At 55.0% G+C, this 17,454-nt stretch carries 12 protein-coding genes and 1 tRNA gene; 6 read left to right on the forward strand and 7 right to left on the reverse strand.

All coding sequences use genetic code 11. From position 1 onward, the window contains the following. Positions 1-72 precede the first annotated feature (72 nt). Positions 73-393: a hypothetical protein gene (locus PHD76_13960; GenBank protein ID MDD5262945.1), complete on the reverse strand. Its 321-nt coding sequence runs from the start codon at positions 391-393 to the stop codon at positions 73-75. 280 nt (positions 394-673) lie between these two features. Here PHD76_13960 and PHD76_13965 point away from each other — a divergent pair, with 280 nt between their 5' ends. Further along, positions 674-1,786, forward strand: a complete 1,113-nt coding sequence (locus PHD76_13965) for a DGQHR domain-containing protein (protein ID MDD5262946.1) — start codon at positions 674-676, stop codon at positions 1,784-1,786. A gap of 180 nt (positions 1,787-1,966) precedes the next feature. Continuing rightward, positions 1,967-3,277, forward strand: a complete 1,311-nt coding sequence (locus PHD76_13970) for a 3-deoxy-D-manno-octulosonic acid transferase (protein MDD5262947.1) — start codon at positions 1,967-1,969, stop codon at positions 3,275-3,277. Between the two features lie 31 nt (positions 3,278-3,308). Here PHD76_13970 and moeB read toward each other — a convergent pair whose 3' ends face one another. Both moeB and PHD76_13980 read right to left on the reverse strand, forming a co-directional pair. Further along, complete coding sequence (gene moeB / locus PHD76_13975; GenBank protein ID MDD5262948.1) at positions 3,309-4,496, reverse strand: molybdopterin-synthase adenylyltransferase MoeB; 1,188 nt, start codon at positions 4,494-4,496, stop codon at positions 3,309-3,311. Between the two features lie 10 nt (positions 4,497-4,506). After that, complete coding sequence (locus PHD76_13980; protein ID MDD5262949.1) at positions 4,507-4,953, reverse strand: Rrf2 family transcriptional regulator; 447 nt, start codon at positions 4,951-4,953, stop codon at positions 4,507-4,509. A gap of 178 nt (positions 4,954-5,131) precedes the next feature. Between PHD76_13980 and pgi the strand changes: the two genes are divergently transcribed. Further along, positions 5,132-6,772: a glucose-6-phosphate isomerase gene (gene pgi / locus PHD76_13985; GenBank protein ID MDD5262950.1), complete on the forward strand. Its 1,641-nt coding sequence runs from the start codon at positions 5,132-5,134 to the stop codon at positions 6,770-6,772. 371 nt (positions 6,773-7,143) lie between these two features. Next, a complete protein-coding gene (locus PHD76_13990; protein ID MDD5262951.1) occupies positions 7,144-8,712 on the forward strand; it encodes a PhoH family protein in 1,569 nt (522 codons plus the stop codon). 122 nt (positions 8,713-8,834) lie between these two features. Here PHD76_13990 and hflX read toward each other — a convergent pair whose 3' ends face one another. Beyond that, on the reverse strand, positions 8,835-10,196 hold the full coding sequence (hflX, locus tag PHD76_13995) for a GTPase HflX (protein ID MDD5262952.1): 1,362 nt from the start codon (positions 10,194-10,196) through the stop codon (positions 8,835-8,837). 217 nt (positions 10,197-10,413) lie between these two features. Here hflX and PHD76_14000 point away from each other — a divergent pair, with 217 nt between their 5' ends. Together PHD76_14000 and PHD76_14005 are read left to right on the forward strand one after the other, a co-directional pair. Continuing rightward, entirely contained in the window at positions 10,414-10,584 is a 171-nt protein-coding gene (locus tag PHD76_14000) for a hypothetical protein (protein ID MDD5262953.1), read from the forward strand. Positions 10,585-11,653: 1,069 nt separating this feature from the next. Then, positions 11,654-12,421: a M14 family metallocarboxypeptidase gene (locus tag PHD76_14005; GenBank protein ID MDD5262954.1), complete on the forward strand. Its 768-nt coding sequence runs from the start codon at positions 11,654-11,656 to the stop codon at positions 12,419-12,421. On the opposite strand, the gene PHD76_14010 is transcribed toward PHD76_14005, so the two are convergent. The 3 genes from PHD76_14010 to comGE all read right to left on the reverse strand — a co-directional run. Beyond that, positions 12,387-12,458 (reverse strand) — tRNA-Lys (locus tag PHD76_14010). The two genes, PHD76_14005 and PHD76_14010, sit on opposite strands and share 35 nt — an antisense overlap. 133 nt (positions 12,459-12,591) lie before the next feature. Beyond that, entirely contained in the window at positions 12,592-16,422 is a 3,831-nt protein-coding gene (gene vccA / locus PHD76_14015; GenBank protein MDD5262955.1) for a Verru_Chthon cassette protein A, read from the reverse strand. A gap of 1 nt (position 16,423) precedes the next feature. After that, on the reverse strand, positions 16,424-17,454 hold a 1,031-nt coding region (gene comGE, locus PHD76_14020), incomplete at its 5' end, for a competence system putative prepilin ComGE (GenBank protein MDD5262956.1).

Here is a 17,454-nt window from a genome sequence, read left to right on the forward strand (position 1 = left end):
CTTCAAAAATCCGAAATAATACGCCATGGTCGCGCCAATCAAAATCTCCAGGCCGAGAAGCATTTTGCCCTGCTAAAAGAGGTAGGTGCGGCAGGTGCTGTAAATCAAGGTCGATATGTCCAGCATACTCTTGTGCGCAGGCAACGCCTTGAGCTTACCGTATTCATAAACACCAAAAGCAACCCCCAACAGGCATACGAGGAGGCCCAGGCTCAAAATTTGTTCGCTCGACAGCGCAAAACCGGGAAAGTGAAAGATTCTATCTCGTACAGTGGGTAAGGCCAGGTCGGTGTCGGCGGCATGGCCGACAGAGGGCCAGGCTGCGACGGCAAGCGCCAATAACATACTGCAACAGGGAATGAGGGAACGATGATGAGAACTCTGTATTTTCATAAAACCTTTCAAATCGACTCTTTTTCTTATCAAAGCGAAAGCTAATGATAATAAGCTTATACCGGAAATCAAGTATCATTAACAAAATTAATAGTATTTTTACTTCGCTTATCTTAATTATTTAATTTGCTTGCTAATTCTTGCCGGTCCAATCGTCGCTGTATCCGCCCCTTCCCCTTTTTTCCCGGCTCCAACCCTTCCGATTCTCTCTTCAACGTCCCCAAGCTCACCGCATCGATCATTGACGTCCGCCCCCTCTCGTGCATGCTATCAGCTTGTTATGATCGCCACCCAAATCCGCCAAAAAGACGCACGGTTCTACTTCGTTTCCTACACCTGCGAGGACATCCTATCCAAGGTGCGGTTCATCAGCCGCTTTTATGCGGAAGGCGAAGCTCCCATCCGCCCCGAGGAAGTGACCGAAGATGACGAGGTTGGACGTTTCATCGAGCGCATCGAAAAGAATGACGCCGCCTTCCAGCGCCAGATGTCCAAGGGTAAAATCAAATCCATTCGAAATTTTTACGAAACGGCTGTGACCCAGCCTCCCATCCCCGGGACCGTGCTACTGTTCACGCCACAGGCCCTCGAATTCGAGCCTTTGGGCCAGTTCCAAAACGTCGGCAACCTGCGCGAACCTGCCGACAAATACCTCATCATCGACGGTCAGCATCGCCTGGCAGCCCTCGAATTTTATTTCCGCACCCACCCCGGCGAAGCCAAGTCGATTTACGTGCCCTGCATCATTTTTGACGGCCAGAGCGAGGACTTCGCGGCTGAAATGTTCGTTATCATCAATTCCACCACCACACGCATCAACAAAAGCCACTTGGTGGATTTGTACGAACGCGTTTCCTGGGAAAAGCCGGACAAGCGCTTTGCGGCCAAACTGGTCGAAAAACTCTACAATCAGGACGACAGCCCCCTGCAATACCGCATCAACCGCCTGGGCAACCGGAGCAAACAGGACAAGTGGATCATGCAGGCCGAACTTTTCAACGAAGTCCATCGTTGGATCCAAAAAACCTGGACCAAAATCGAAAAAGACGGGGCCAATGCCCGCACCGTCGAACGCCATTACCGCATCCTGCAGGAATTTTTCAAAGCCGCTCGCAACGCCTGGGGCGAAGCTTGGGGCAATCCGAAATATCATGTCACCAAATCGGTCACGCTCAAGGCGATGGTCCGCGTCTGCGCCGCCTTGGCGGCCAAGGATGCCAGCCCCGAGGACGGTCGCGACAAACGCTGGCTGGACCGCCTCCAGCCGTGGAGTGAAATGATCCGGGATTTTCGCGATGAAGGCTTCTACGAGCGCTTCGCCGCCAAGGGCCAGGTCGAGCGGGTCGGCAAACTCCATCGCATTCTTAGCGCCAAAATCGGCCTGGAAAAATGATGGAACTCAGAAGTCTGAATTAAGAATTAGGAATTATTCAAAATTCTGCATTCAACGTTCTTCATTTTCCTCCGCGATCTTCCTGTAAAATAATTTCCGTGGTGTCTTTTGCCCAAACCCTGTTGAAGGCCAACACCTGTGCTTGAAGCCGCGCACCGGATCGGCATGATGGTCATCTTTATGTTCCGGTACCTGTATAACATTGTCTTTCTGGCCGTCTTTCTGGTTACCTGCCCCTATTATATCTGCCACATGTGGCGGCGGGGGCGCTTGTTTCAGGCGTTTGGTGAACGGCTCGGCTTGTATTCGAGCGACGTAAAACAAAAGCTGGCTTCCCTGAAAGATCCGGTCTGGATTCATGCGGTCAGCGTGGGCGAGATGATGCTGGCCACCGTGCTCGTGCGGGAGCTCCGCAGAAACCGGCCGGATTTTCCAGTTGTCATCACCACCACCACCTCAACGGGCCGCCAGGTGGGCGAAAAACTGGTCGATGCGAACCTTGTCCTTTTGTACAACCCGGTGGATTTTTATTTTTTCGTGGCCCAGGCCTTTCGCTGCATTAAGCCCAGCATCCTGGTTTTAATGGAACAGGAAATCTGGGCCAACTATCTCTGGCAGGCCGAAAAACACAACGCACCCGTATGGCTTTTGAACGCCAGGCTTTCCGATCGTTCCTGGAACCGTTTCCGCCGTTTTCGCTGGCTCACCGAGCCGGTTTTGAAAAAACTTTCCTTCGTCGCGGCGCAGGACCGCCCGGATGTCCGGCGCCTCGCGGATGCCGGCTTTCCGGCCCATGCGATTTTTTACGTGGGCAGCATGAAGTTTGACGTGGCGGAACTCGCCAGCTTTGACGCGGGGCTGAGCGGACAGATTCGCAAAGCGGCGAACTGGAAGGACGACGAAATGATTTTGCTCGGGGGCAGCACGCACCCCGGAGAGGAACGTGTTTTACTGGAGATATTCTCCGATTTAAAAAAGCAATATCCGGGATTGCGCCTGTTGCTGGCTCCGCGCCACGTGGAACGGACCCGGAGCGTGGCGCAACTTTGCGCCGAATGCGGTTTTCTGGCGGTTCGCCGCAGCCGCCTGGAACCGGAAAAACCGCCTGCAGCTCCGATCGATGTACTGTTGCTGGACACAACGGGCGAACTGCGGTCGATCTACGATCTGGGGACCATAAACTTCATCGGCAAAAGCTTGGTAGGCAAAGGCGGCCAGAATTTTATCGAAGCCGCCCGGGCCGGGCGTCCGGTGGTGGTGGGGCCAAACATGCAAAATTTCTCGCGCCTGGCGGAGTACTTTGTCCGGGAAAACGCGCTGATCCAGGTGAAAGACCGCGGCGAGCTGGCGAATATTTTTACGATCCTGCTGGCGGACGCCGCAAAACGCCGGATGGCGGGCCAAAAGGCGCAGGATCTTTTCCGCGAAAACCTGGGCAGCGGAGCCCGCTCGGCTGAAATGATTTTACAGTATCTGGCTTCAAGGGCGTGAATTTCAAATCTCGAATTTGAGATTTAAAATATCAGTAAGTCGGCATGGAAGGATCAACATCTTCCGCCCAGCCTTCGATGCCGCCTTCCAGCGCCTTCAGCTTCTGGAAACCCGCCTGTTGCAAAATCCGAAACGCCTGTGCGGTCCGGATTTCGCCCTTGCAATAAATGACGATCTCTTTTGCCGTATCCAACTCGTGCATCCGCTTGGGCAGGTCCCCGACCGGAATGGGCAGAGACTTGGGAATCGCGCAAATCGCGATTTCATGCGGTTCCCGGACATCCAGCACCACCACGTCTTCGCCACGATCCAGCCTGGCCTTGAGTTCGCGCGGCGCGATTTCAGGAATCGCCAGATTTTTCTTTACCGGAGCGTCAACCGGCGCGGTGCCGCAAAACTGGTCGTAATCCACCAGCTCCTTGATGTGGGCGTTGGGCCCGCAGATCGGGCAGGTCGGGTCCTTGCGTATCCTCATTTCCCGCAGCTTCATTTTGAGCGCGTCAAACAAGAGCAGGCGGCCCACGGCCAGATCGCCGATTCCAACGACAAGCTTCACGGTTTCGATGGCCTGCATCACTCCGATGACGCCGGGCAGCACGCCGAGTACTCCGCCCTCGGCACAGGTGGGCACCAGGCCGGGATCGGGCGGTTCGGGATACAGGCATCGGTAGCAGGGGCCCTTTTCCGACCAGAAAACGGTCACCTGTCCGTCGAAACGGAAAATGCTGCCGTACACATTCGGCTTGCCTAACAAGACACAGGCATCATTTGTCAGGTAACGTGTGGCGAAGTTGTCCGTGCCGTCCACGATCACATCATATTCCTTGAACAGCTCCATCGTGTTTTCCGAACGCAGGGCGATTTCATAGGGCACGACATCGACATGCGGGTTAATGTCCCGCATGGCTTCGAGCGCGGATTGCACCTTGGGTTTGCCGACGCTGGACGTCCGGTGGATGATCTGGCGTTGCAGATTCGAGGTATCGACGCGGTCGAAATCGACAATGCCGATCCGGCCGATGCCAGCCGCCGCCAGATAGGCTAACAACGGAGAACCCAGGCCGCCGGTGCCGATGACCAGCACCCGGGCCGCCTTGAGCCGTTTTTGTCCTTCGAGGGTCACCTCGGGCATGATCAGGTGCCGGCTGTAACGCTTGATTTCTTCATTGGAAAAATCAATGCCGGGGACGCGGGCTGCAATGTCGGGTACGTAGCTCATGGGATTACGGTTAAATGTGGTATTCGAGGGATTCGTTGGTGCTGGACCGCAGGACGCGCACCTGTGCCACCAGCCTGGACAAAGTGACCTTCTGCAAAACCGCCTGCGCCGCCGTCTGCGCTTCCGCAACAAGGCTGTGAAAAACCCTGCTGGTATCATCCATCCCAGCCGTGGAACCGCCTTCTGTCTGCCCAAAACCGTCCAGCAACGCGACAATTTGGTCCAAATGGATTTGTTCGGGCGCCGTATTCAGGGCATAGCCGCCCTCGATGCCGCGCCTGCTTTTCAGCAACCCGCCGTTTTTCATCACCAAAAGGATTTGCTCCAGGAATTTCTCCGGGATGCGGGTGGTGTCGGCGATTTGGGAAATCTGGTGCCATTCGCTGCCCGCCTGGGAGCGGAGGGCGATTTCGACCAGTGCGCGCACACCGTATTCGCTCTTTTTGGAAAGTTTCACAAAACGCAAGAATGGCCAACAATGCCGCAAGCGTCAACGTTTTGGATGGGTTCAACGCAAGCTACCCAAGGAAAACGTGGAATGTGGAAAATTTACCTTTGCGAGCTTTGCGGCGCGAAAATGTATTTTTCTCAACTGAACGCTTGAAACTTTCGTCCCTAAACTGAAAACTGGTTCCATGTCCGCACTCACCGAATCCCCCGCCTGGAAGGCCCTCGAACACCACCAAAAACAAACCGCCCCGCTTCAGATGCGCGAGCTCTTCGCCCAGGACGCGCAACGGTTCGAAAAATTTTCCCTGCAGTTTGAGGACATTCTCCTGGATTTTTCGAAGAACCGCATTACGGCGGAAACTCCCCTACTCCTTCGACAGCTCGCCCAAAGCGCCGGATTGGAGCAGTGGATCGAAAAAATGTTCCGTGGCGAAAAAATCAATTTCACGGAAAACCGGGCTGTCCTTCACATCGCCCTCCGTAATCGTTCCAATCACCCCATTCTGGTGGATGGACGGGATGTAATGCCGGAGGTGAATGCGGTGCTCAAACACATGCGCGAATTCACGGAATCGGTACGCCAGGGCGCATGGAAAGGCCACACCGGCAAGGCCATCACAGACGTGGTCAACATCGGCATCGGCGGCTCCGACCTCGGCCCCGTCATGGTCACCGAAGCGCTCAAAGCCTACGCCTCCCCCCGCTTGCGCTCGCATTTTGTTTCCAACGTCGATGGCACCCACATCGTCGAAACGCTGAAACCGCTCTCGCCCGAAACAACCCTTTTCATCGTGGCGTCCAAGACTTTCACCACCCAGGAAACCCTGACCAACGCGCAGTCGGCCAAGGACTGGTTCCTGAAATCGGCCGGGGATGAAAAAGCCGTGGCGAAACATTTTGTGGCCCTTTCCACCAATGAGGCGGAGGTGCGCAAGTTCGGCATCGACCCCGCCAATATGTTCGGCTTCTGGGACTGGGTCGGGGGCCGCTACTCGCTTTGGTCGGCCATCGGCCTGTCCATCGCCCTCTGCGTCGGCATGGACGCTTTCGAGGAATTGCTGGATGGAGCCCACGCCATGGACGAGCATTTCCGCACCGCTCCGTTTGAAAAAAACCTGCCCGTCACCCTCGGCCTGCTCGGAATCTGGTACAATAATTTCCAGGGCGCCGACACCCACGCCATCCTGCCGTACGACCAATATATGCACCGCTTCCCGGCGTATTTCCAACAGGGCGACATGGAAAGCAACGGCAAGACGGTCAATCGATCCGGCAAACGCGCGGATTATTCCACCGGCCCGGTCATTTGGGGCGAGCCCGGCACCAACGGCCAGCACGCCTTTTATCAACTGATCCATCAGGGCGCGAAGCTGGTCCCCTGCGACTTCCTTGCGCCTGTCCATACACTCAACCCAATCGGCGAACACCATGCGATCCTGCTCTCGAACTTTTTTGCGCAGACCGAGGCGCTCATGAAAGGCAAGACCGAAGCCGAGGTGCGCGCCGAATTGGAAAAGGAAGGCCTTTCCGGTGAAAAACTGGAAGCCCTGGTTCCTCACAAGGTGTTCGAAGGCAACCGCCCCACCAACTCCATCTTCTTCAAAAAACTGACGCCCCGAACGCTGGGCTCGCTGATCGCGATGTATGAGCACAAGATTTTTGTCCAGGGCATCATCTGGGAAATCAACTCCTTCGACCAATGGGGCGTGGAGCTGGGCAAACAACTCGCCAAAAAAATCCTGCCGGAACTCAAAGGCGCCGCGGCCGTCACGTCACACGACAGCTCCACCAACGGCTTGATCAACTGGTACAAACAAAACATTTAACGCCAAGCCGCCATGCGCCCGCGGCGCACGTCCGCCACAGGACGGACTCGCCGTGGTGCGCAAAGGCGCAATTTGTGTTCTTTGAGTTCTCTTGTGGCAGAACTTGTGTTCCGAATTCAAAATTCTGCATTCATCATTTCCCTTCGCGATTTTCCTGTAAAAAAAGCGGTTCTTGTATTTCAGGTATGGGGTTGGGTCACGGAATGGGTACAAATCCGCCGCATTCCTGCCACATTTACCGGCCATAGATAACCCTCTGTGATGCCGCAACTTGGAATATTTTTTAAAATATTTTTATTCTTTGCTTGTACCAAAGCCAAAGTGGCGTTAATTAACAATCAACAGACCGATTATTGACTGACTAATCCAAGATGACGCGCCCGGCCATTGCCAGATCTTCCAGGACCCCCAAGCGGACCCAGGCCCGCAGCAGGGTGAAACAATACGTTCTCGATACCAATGTCCTGATCCACGATCCCAACTCGATCTTCGAGTTTGAGGACAACATCATCTGGATCCCGGTTGAGGTGCTCGAAGAGCTCGACCGCTTCAAGTCCGAGTCCACCACCCGCGGGGCCAACGCGCGCGAAGTCCACCGCCATCTCTCCCGGATATTCAAAACCTCGCGCGACATGCAAAGCGGCGTCAGCCTGGAAAACGGCGGGCGAATCCGTGTCGCCATCAACCGACAGGTCAGCTTTGTGGATGACAAATGGGTGCTGACCGCCGAGTCCCCGCGCTTTCGGCTGCTCAAAACGCTCTTCCCGGACCTTTCCCTGCCTGACAATCGAATACTCGCCACCGCCGCCTACATTGCCGACACCGCGCAACCGCCGACGATCCTGGTCACCAAGGACCTGAACATGCAGCTCAAGGCCAAGGCCCTGGGGATCGAGGTGCAGGATTACCGGACGGACCGCGTGGAGGATTCCGACATCCGCCGCACGGCCAAGCAGGCCAACACCGAGGACTACGAGGCCATTGAAGTCGATGCCCACCGCCTTCAGGCGTATGCCAGCCAGGGCGAAATCCAGCTCACAACCGGAAAAAACATGCTGCCCAACCAGTATGTTCTGCTGCGCAACAAGGAGGACCAAACCCACGGCATTCCTGCGCGCCACATGGCCGACGGAGTTTTCCGAAGATTGGGAACCGACTTTATTTCAATCCGCGGCGGGCGCTACTTCAAAGCCGCCAATCTCGGACAACGCTTCTTCCTCGATGCGCTTTTCGACCCCGAGATCGCCCTGATCACCGTCTATGGGAAGGCCGGAACGGGCAAAACCCTGCTTTCGGTCGGAGCCGCGCTGCAGCAGGTTCAAAACGGGGACTACGACAAAATGCTCATCACGCGCGTGATCATGCCCACGGGGCGCGACATCGGGTTCCTACCCGGGACCAAGGAGGAAAAAATGCAGCCCTGGGTCCAGCCGACGTACGACGCGCTGGAGCTTCTCCTTTCCAAGCCGAAAAAACCCGAGCAGTTTGAGGGCAAACGGCAAAGCGACCGCAAACAATCCCAAAACGGGAACAGCCACTTTGAATCGCATTCCAATGGAAACGGGAATGGGAACGGCGCGATCAACATGAACGGGCGCCAGGCGCGTCCTTACGAGCCGCTGTTGCTAAACGGCACGATCGAGATCGAGGCCATCGCCCATATCCGCGGGCGCTCCATTCCGAATTCCATCTTCATTGTGGACGAAGCCCAGCAACTCACTCCGCACGAAGCCAAGACCCTCGTCACCCGCATGGGGAAGGGCAGCAAGCTGATCCTGATCGGCGACCTTGCGCAGATCGACAATCCCTACGTGGACGCCCACACCAACGGGTTGGTCTATACGAGGAACCGATTGCAGGGGCAGAGCTTCATGAGCCACATCAACCTGTTCAAGGGCGAGCGCAGCCTCATGGCCGAAGTGGCCGCAAACCTGATGTGATTTCCCACAGCTCCGAAACAAGCATTTAACGCCAAGGGCATAAGGCGCTGAGACGCAAAGGAAGGAATTTTTAAGCATGGATTCCAAATTTAAACTTTCGGCTTTTGTGTAATAAATTTGTTTTATCCACTTTTGCGAGTTTTGCGCATTTTCGCGGCTAACCCTGTTCCAGTTTTGCGTTTTGGCGTTAAGACGCGCGCCTTTTTCCGTTCGGGCACGACATACTGCGAAAAATCCTGCAACAAGCGGCTCGACGCCAGCACGCTCATGTGGACATCATTTTCCGCATATTCCGTGGACAGAATTTTCGCCTCACGATGCAGCCGGGCAATGAGGGAGGATTCCGACTGCGGGATATTCAGCGTCACCACTTGGGTATTGCCGCCCACCAGGCCTGCCATCCGGTGTTTCAATTCTTCAATCCCCTCACCGTTGAGTATGGAAATGAACAAGGCGTCGGGAAAGTTCCGGAGCAGGGCCTTGCGGTCCGCCGGTTCCGGCAGTTTGTCGGCCTTGTTCAAGAGAGTCAGGCTGGGTTTGTCGCCGGCGCCCAGTTCTTCCAAGACCCGCAGGGTGGTCGCGTGAAATTCGGCGACCCGCGGATGGCTGCAATCCAGGACATGGATCAAAAAATCGGCCTGGACCGATTCCTCCAGCGTGGCGTTAAAAGCCTCGATCAGGCGGTGCGGCAATTTGCGCACAAACCCGACCGTGTCGGTCAAAAGCAGCGGCTGGTTGTTCGGCAGGGAAACGCGGCGTGTGGTGGTGTCAAGCGTGGCAAACAGTTTGTCCTCCACCAGCACCTGCGCGCCTGTCAGCAATCGCAACAGGGAGGATTTGCCCGCATTGGTGTACCCGACAATGGCGGCGTTCGGTACCGGGACGCGCTTGCGTTCCTTCCGCTGGGTGGCGCGGCTCCGTTTGACTTCGATGAGCTCGCGCTTCAAGCGCTCGATGTGTTTGCGCATCAGGCGGCGGTCGATTTCCAACTGCGTTTCGCCCTCGCCCTTGCCGCCGATGCCGCCGGCCTGTTGCCCAAAATGGCTCCAGGCGCGTGTCAGACGCGGCAGGCTGTATTCCAGCCGGGCCAGTTGCACCTGCAACCGCGCCTCTCGCGTTTGCGCGCGTTTGCCAAAGATGTCCAGAATGACCTCCTGCCGGTCGATCACGGCCAGTTTGGACAGGGTTTCCCAGTTGCGCTGCTGGGCGGGCGACAGGTCATTGTCGAAAATAATGACGTCAGACTTGAGCTCACGGGCGCGCGCCGCAATTTCCTCCGCCTTGCCGGAGCCCATATACAGGCGGGCGTGAGGTTCCCGCACATTCACCAGCAGGCTTTCGGCGATCGGAATTCCGAGGGTGCAGGTCAGTTCTCCCAGTTCATCCAGCAGGCTTTGCGCCTCCTGCTTGTCGTCCGCGCCCGTGTACATGCCCACGAGAACCGCGCTTTCGACCATTTTCGGCTTTTCTTTGATTTCAAACATGGATCAAGAGGACATTAACACGGATGGGAAAGCAGCACAAAACATGTTTCAACAGGATTAACGGGGATAAACTGGACGAGAAAGGACGGATATGGAGTGCGGTGGCAAGCCGGAAGAAAATGATGAATGCTGAATTTTGAATTCAGAAAGCGCCGAAAGTTCAAAGTGGATAGCCCTCCGCTTAAATGCTCGCGATTGCTATCGGAGTTCACTCGCGATGGCTATCGGAGTTGACCCTATTCACGACATTATGTGCGGGCAGCTTTGCGGCGCAGGTCACAGCCTGATGAAAGGGGTCCTGTCCGTCAAGCCGGTCGATCAATTCAACGCCTATATCAAGACGAACAAAGCCGCGCCTGCAGAGCAAAAGACAGCGGCAGTGCCTTGATTAATTTTCTCGGATGAAATTGGAGGGACGGGCGCCGTCTCGTCCCTTAAAAGCCGACTTCTCCCGCTGAGCCAAAGAGATCACGGAGTTTTTAACGCAACTCCGACATGCATCGCGAGCGGAAGTCGCAATGCGCCAGCGTCGCACGCAAAGACGCAGGAACGTAAATTGTTTTGTCTTACAGGAGCGCGGGCGTCCCGCCCGCACTTTCCGGCATCCTGCCGGAAAGGTTCTTTTGCCCTTATCCTAACAACTTAGACAAAACCCGGCATGTTGCCCGGTGGTTTTGCATTTGCGTGATTCCTAAAGCGTTATTTGGGACAATCGAAAGGCAACTCCAACACTCGTCGCGCGTGTTCCAGACTCCTCACGGAGCTGGCATGAAGCGGATTTGACCATCGGAGTTGACTCCATTCATGAGATCGATTCAATTTTCTAGGTCTGACCCCCTGATACAGGATTGGCAAACTCTCAGAAAGCATCCCACTTGGAGTCATGCCTGTTTTGTCCATTGCCGGAACGTTGGAGGCCACGTCCACCGCTAACCTGCATATTTCATACTCATTTCAATGGTCAACCTGTTAGCGCCGGGACGTAACAGCGGAAAGATACGTACTGGGCATATGCAGGTTATTGCAAAACCGCCTCCAAATAAGGCAGTTCCAATTCAAAAATCAAAACAAAATACCCATTCAGGCGGTTTTGCTTGTAACCCGGATGTTCCTGCACCCCAGTTCCTGCCACACTTTGGAGCAGGACACTTTGCTGAGGTTTTCAGAAGCGTGTGAAACATCCGGGCTAAAGCACAAAGGAAATGCAGAATGTAGAATTGAACCGCATTCTGAATTTTCCATTTCCCTCCTCACTCCTTTCGTGGCTTTCGTGTTGTTCGTGGTTCAATTCAAGTTTAAAGTCTTAAGTTTTATGTTTTAAGCTCCCCAATATCAGTGTTCATCTGAGGTTGAAAATGTGCTCCTGCGCCTTGGCGTCTTGTGCCCTTTGCGTTAAAATTTGCTTCCTGAATTTCCGCCACTCTTGCACGAAAACAATCTGTGATTTAGTTTTCGATATGGATGTCCGTTCACTTTCGTCTGAATTTCAAGCTCTGGCTGCGGATCAAAAGTTCGTCTGCCACGAATATGGAAACGTCAACGGCCATCCCCTGCGCGCGTTTACCCGTCAGATCCCGGACAAGCCGCGGATCTATTTTTCATCGGGCATCCACGGGGATGAACCGGCCGGTGTGCTGGCCTTGCTGCAGCTTCTGCGGGACGGATTTTTTGACAGCCGGGCATCCTGGTTCATTTGCCCCCTGCTAAACCCCACAGGCCTGGAGCGCGGCACGAGGGAAAATGCGGACGGCATCGATCTCAATCGCGAGTACCGACATCCCAAAACAGCGGAAATTCGCTCGCACCGCGCCTGGATCGAATCCCAGCCACCGCAGCATGCGGCGCTGTCCCTGCACGAAGACTGGGAAACCACGGGCTTTTATCTGTATGAAATCAACACCTCGACACGGCCCTGCATCGGGCCTGCGGTACTGGAAGCTGTAAAGCACGGGATGGAAATTGAAACCAAAAACATCCTGGATGGACATCCTGTGAGCGCTCCCGGATATATTTATCATCCGCCGGAGTCGGATGAACGGGAAACCTGGCCGGAAGCGATTTTTCATGTGAAGCATTGCGCGGTGCTGTCCTGTACTTTTGAAACGCCGAGTTCCCAACCGTTGGAACAGCGTGTGGACGCCCACATCACCGCCGTCAAAGCCGGGGTGGAAGAATTCATCAAAAACTTTGTGCCTCGGGAAGGACTCGAACCTTCAACCAATTGATTAAGAGTCAACTGCTCTACCATTGAGCTACCGGGGCCTTTAAAGGGGAAGGATATTACTACCGAGTCACGATGGGAGGCAAACAAATTTGGGAGCCTCCAACCCGGATGTTTCACACGCTTCCGAGCGACATCCAGGTTACAAGAGCCCGCATTTTCGGCATTCCCGTTTCAGGGATCAAATCGATTGACGCTGATAACGCGGAATTGATAGTAGGTTTCCAGGGAGGCCGCGCCGGAGTTCGTCGCGTAATCCGGCAGGGGATGGGCAGTGTCGTTTACATCAATATAACGCTCGAAGAGCACGGAACCCCTGCCCTCACCGGTGACAAAGTCGTTCCCCTCGGTCCATTGGTTAACGGTCGAGTTTGGACGCTTCTTCAAGGTCTGAACACGATAGTGAACGCGGAAAGTGTTCGACCGTGTTGTTAGGCGCGGATACAGCGTGGTGTAGATCCGCTCCCGTGTATTGTCACCCGTAAGTGCATGGCTTGCCCAGTATGTGGCCATGGCTCCGTCCAACGACGACTTGGAAGTCGTGCTGGGCGAAGCATCGTCGGGGATGATGTGCATGTCGCAAATTTCGGATGGGGTGCGGAAGGCGTAAAAAGGTTGGCCATTAGGGTCTTTGGCGCCGTCGGCACCGCTGAAGCGCTGCTGGAACTGCGTCAGGGTCTCCGGGATTTTAACATCCCGGCGGTAGTTTTTATTAGGGTCAATAGTGGAATAGATATTTTTATAGGCTCCATTGTAATCCGTCGTTGGCACCGAGATGACTTTTTCGTGTTTGAGTACGGCATACAGCCCGGTGCTGCGTTCGATGTAGGTGAAGGGCACAATCTGGTAATTCATGTTGATCTTGCCCGCTGTCGAAAGCGGTTCACTGATGGCATAGGGCTCCACCACGGGCATCCAGAACAGATCCATCATCAAGTAATCGGGATTATTGATGAATGCTCCGGCAGGCCCGGGATAATCCGGATGGCCGGGCTGGCGGCGGAAAAGAAGAGTCTGCCAACCCTGGTTGCGTTTGAAACCGGTCGGCAACGAACCAAACATGCCCGGTGAGGGTATCATGCGGCTCGGAGAGGTAAAGTTGGTGTTGGCGACATTTTGGGGCGAATAGTAGGGAGTCCCATTCGATACGGACGATACGATATCGCCCTGCTCGGGTGCATTCAAATAACCACCGTCCATCAGATTTCCCACGCCATTATCCCAATCTCCATTGGCGATCGCCGCTGCCGCCGGGCAGGGAACCTTGGGACAGGGCACAAAAGACCAGGGATAGAAATTTCCCGGTCCAAGATTCGCCAAGGTCCCTGTATTGCCGTTGACATTGCTTATGCCCCCCATGCCGCTTGCAGGATCGGAAATGATGGAATGCGCAAAATGTTTAATGCCATCAGCGTTGGGATGCACGCTGAACATTCCGGCTGAAACCGTCTGCGACATGGCGATAAACCGGGGATCCAACGTTTGCGCGGGGCTTCCCTGCGCCGCAACCAGGGAATAGATGACATCGTTATTCCTGTCGACGAGCGGAGGGGCTGACCCGGCCGCCGACGGCGGGTTGAATCGTCCGCTATTAGCGCTAGGCCCAACCCCGCATCCGCGTGCCTGAAAGGTCCAAGCGAAGCCGGTAGGTAGAACAGGAGCAGGCGCAGCGGTCGCCGGAAAACTAAGGTTTAGGGTTTGGATAACCGTTTGGATGCCTGTTACAGGGTCGGGAAGTCTTTTCCGGATGGTAATGGTGATCGGAGTCCCGGTAAAAGTCAGGGTGGGCAAGATAAGAGGCCTGGCAGGCGGAGGGGGGGCGATTTGCCTGACGTTGATGGTGACCGGTTCGCTGACAAAGGGATATTGCCGGTTCATCACCGAGCTAGGCGGTCCGAGATAAGTGGAGAAAGAGGGATCTTTCGCGAGGCGGCCAGTGCTGCCAAAATTGCGCTGCCGAATTTGGCGTCCCCACAAGGCCCAGTTTGTTCCGAAATTACCTCCCGCATCCATCTTGCCAAAATAAGAATAGGCGACTCCCAATTCAAAAATTCCCGCATCGGTATAGGTCTGCCGGGATATATCGGGAAAACTGAAATTGACGGGGCCGACGTCCGCGTCGCCTTGGACAGTCCAGTTTTCCAATCCTTTGACCAAAATCTCGACATCAGAGTGCATGGGAACTTCCGACTGCATCGGGGTGAACGGTTCCAGGATCAACGCCGCTTCGATGCGGATTTGTTTCGTCCTGGGGTTCGCGACGTCATCTTTGGTCAGAGGGGTTCCCACCGCCAGTGTGAGATTCGTGGCGGGATCGTTACTGCTCTGATAGCCTTGGGGATTGGGATGCCCTGCGCCTGTAACTATGTCTTGCGGATCCGCCGTGCAAATGAGCCACAAACCCACTTCACCGATGCTGACGATTCGGCCAAAACCGCGTGTGCTGCCGATTGTAATGGGGGCCACCTCGGACTTTCCAAAATCAGGCCCCGTACCCCCGGCATACTGGAAAGAGACGCTGGGAAGATTCATATCGTTGAGATTCGTGCAGCGGATGTAATCGAAGATTTCGGTGAGAATCTGGTCGCTGTCGGCCCCAAATTTGCTTGCCAGATTCCCGCCAAACCCGGGCACATTCGTGGCCATCAGCGTATGCAAATAGGAATAGATATCCTGGTTGCGCTGGATATTAATGTAATCATTCGTGGTGCTATCCTTGTCCTGTCTCTGGAAGTAATAGAGCTTGTTGTTGACCGTGCCGCAAAACGCAATCAGCCTGTCAAAAGCGCTGCGATGATTGGTATCATTCGTTGAGCTGATCGGCCAGCAAACAACCTTGGGTGTGCCAAAAAGCGTGGTTTCAGGCGAGCGGCTGTGCGCAGTGATGAAGAACTTCGCTTTTTCGATGTCGTCCTGAGTGAGCGGTAGGATGCCGGAAGGCAGCGGCTGCGGATTGGTTAGCCGTACGTTGCTGCTCGAGGTACTGCTGAATATCAGTTCTTCCGCACTGTCATAGAGGCGATCCGAATCCAAAATCACGGGTGAGAGAGTCGTAGAAGCGGTTACAGTCAAGTTAAGGGAACCGCCGCTGGCTATACGTGGCGCGGTTTTATAGAAGGAATCAAATTGCGCCGCCCCTGAACCGGAAACAAGACTGGGAAAAACAGTCGAAAGACTGACGCCGGCCGGGTGCCCCGGATACCCCTGAAACTCATTTTTAATCGGTTGAAAGATCCCCAAATTTTGATCGATCACATTATTAAAATGCGGTACGTCCCAATATTCACCTTCGGAAGCCGTGTTGATGTTGACTTTGCAGCTTTCGTCATCGGTCCAAAAGGCAATGCGGCCCACGATGGGATTGCTGGTTGTCGCACTGACCACCGTTGCAGAAACGGAAGTACTGCCCGGAGTTGGCGCAATAAGCGTGCCATCGCGAAGCACGTAGAGCCACTGGACCGGCATTGGGGCGGACTGCGTAGCGGTTGTGGGTGCGCCTGTCACGCTGTATCCTTGGACCGTAGGGGACGCACCGGGATTCAAAATGGGGTAAATACCCGAGACCGGCTGGTTGAGATCGGTGTAAAGGGCGGCTTTTTGATACCAGTTGGACAGCAAGCCGGCCTCCGCAGCAGGATCCAAGGCTCCGCTGATTTGCATGGTTCCGGAGCTGTAAAGCTTGTACGACTGGTCGGCCGTTCCAGTATTGGTGAAAGTCCGGATCAAGCCCGGCTGGCTGGTCCAGCAATCCTGAACTCCACTGGAGGTGGCCGTGCTAGCCTGGCGGATCTGGCTCATGACGATGCTCACGGAGGTGTTGACCAGAGAATTGACGGCGTTGTTATCGGCATACGCCTTTGAGGTAACCAACTCGGTTTTGACGCTGCTTAAAAAGGCCAGCAGGAGGGCGGACAAAAAGATCAGGCTGCCCAGCACGACGATGAGGGCCATGCCCCGCCGTGATTCCCTGCGCTGGAAAGGAGGAGATGCTTGCTTGGTTTTCATTTTATTGGCTCCAATGGGCTTGCCGGATGACGATGTCCCTCCGGAACACCCGGAATTTGACGTGTTTGCTGATTAACGCCTGGCTGACGGTCTGGATATCCGCGTCAAGGTTGGCGGGAATTTGGAAAACACTGGAATAATCAAAGCCGAGGGAAGGTTGCGTGGTGCTCGTACCCTGCACGCGCAACATGGAGATTTCGTCCGCAGCGATCAGTACGACCTCAACAAGAGGCGGGAGCTGATTCATGGTCGGTGGTTGGGCGCCGCTGGTCCAGGCAACGCGCGTGTTGTATTCGTAATCGCCAGTCAGCAGTATGGGAGCGGGTGTGGGAGCAGGAGCGGAGGTCCCTGTGGTATCACCGGGCATATGCGGATAAATGACACAGGCGAGGATATTTTCCGCGAGCAAACGGGTCGGCGGCGATCCGGAATTGATCGGACCGGTAAACCAGGAAGTATCGGTGACGCTATACGTGGAAAGTTGCTCGGATGGCTGGAGCATCTGCATCAAGCGGTAACGGTAACGGATCTTGGAGGACGAGCCGGGAAGCGCCGAAAAAAACGAGGGACGATCGGCTTGGTCGCTGTTGAATTCGATATAGAACCCCACGGAATTGAGCAGGCCTTCCAGTTGCCCATAGCTTCCGGAGTTGGCGCTATAACCCAGGGGTGTTTGAAAAAAGACGGAGTGGCTCACTTGTTGGCGCGGCGTTGTGACGAGGCTTTTTCCGGAAATAAATTGCAACTCGGAGTAGCGCCCATAGACATCTGGAACAAATGTGGCGGAATTGGTGTTTGTGCGTTTGTTGCGCGTGGCGTCGTAGTAGTCGTAATAGGTGTTCAGGGTGGCCTGGCCCAGGGAACGGTTCATGGTTTCAAAGGCCATGCGCGCGCTTTGGAACGCCTCGATTTTTGCCGAGGAGCTTTTCCAGGCGCGGCCGGTCTCTGTGATGATCTTGAGGATGACCAGCATGATGATGCTCAGGATCGCAAGCGCCACCAGAACTTCCAAAATGGAAAATCCAGGACGGC

The sequence above is a fragment of the Candidatus Methylacidiphilales bacterium genome, assembly GCA_028713655.1.
In the GTDB taxonomy this organism is placed as follows: Bacteria; Verrucomicrobiota; Verrucomicrobiia; order Methylacidiphilales; family JAAUTS01; genus JAQTNW01.

What these genes read in the sequence shown, in the direction of transcription:
- moeB (MDD5262948.1), bottom strand. Translation starts at nt 4,496, where the DNA reads ATGAGCTACGTACCCGACATTGCAGCCCGCGTCCCCGGCATTGATTTT.
- PHD76_13960 (MDD5262945.1), bottom strand. Translation starts at nt 393, where the DNA reads ATGAAAATACAGAGTTCTCATCATCGTTCCCTCATTCCCTGTTGCAGT.
- PHD76_13970 (MDD5262947.1), top strand. Translation starts at nt 1,967, where the DNA reads ATGTTCCGGTACCTGTATAACATTGTCTTTCTGGCCGTCTTTCTGGTT.
- hflX (MDD5262952.1), bottom strand. Translation starts at nt 10,196, where the DNA reads ATGTTTGAAATCAAAGAAAAGCCGAAAATGGTCGAAAGCGCGGTTCTC.
- vccA (MDD5262955.1), bottom strand. Translation starts at nt 16,422, where the DNA reads ATGAAAACCAAGCAAGCATCTCCTCCTTTCCAGCGCAGGGAATCACGG.
- PHD76_14000 (MDD5262953.1), top strand. Translation starts at nt 10,414, where the DNA reads ATGGCTATCGGAGTTGACCCTATTCACGACATTATGTGCGGGCAGCTT.
- PHD76_14005 (MDD5262954.1), top strand. Translation starts at nt 11,654, where the DNA reads ATGGATGTCCGTTCACTTTCGTCTGAATTTCAAGCTCTGGCTGCGGAT.
- PHD76_13965 (MDD5262946.1), top strand. Translation starts at nt 674, where the DNA reads ATGATCGCCACCCAAATCCGCCAAAAAGACGCACGGTTCTACTTCGTT.
- pgi (MDD5262950.1), top strand. Translation starts at nt 5,132, where the DNA reads ATGTCCGCACTCACCGAATCCCCCGCCTGGAAGGCCCTCGAACACCAC.
- PHD76_13990 (MDD5262951.1), top strand. Translation starts at nt 7,144, where the DNA reads ATGACGCGCCCGGCCATTGCCAGATCTTCCAGGACCCCCAAGCGGACC.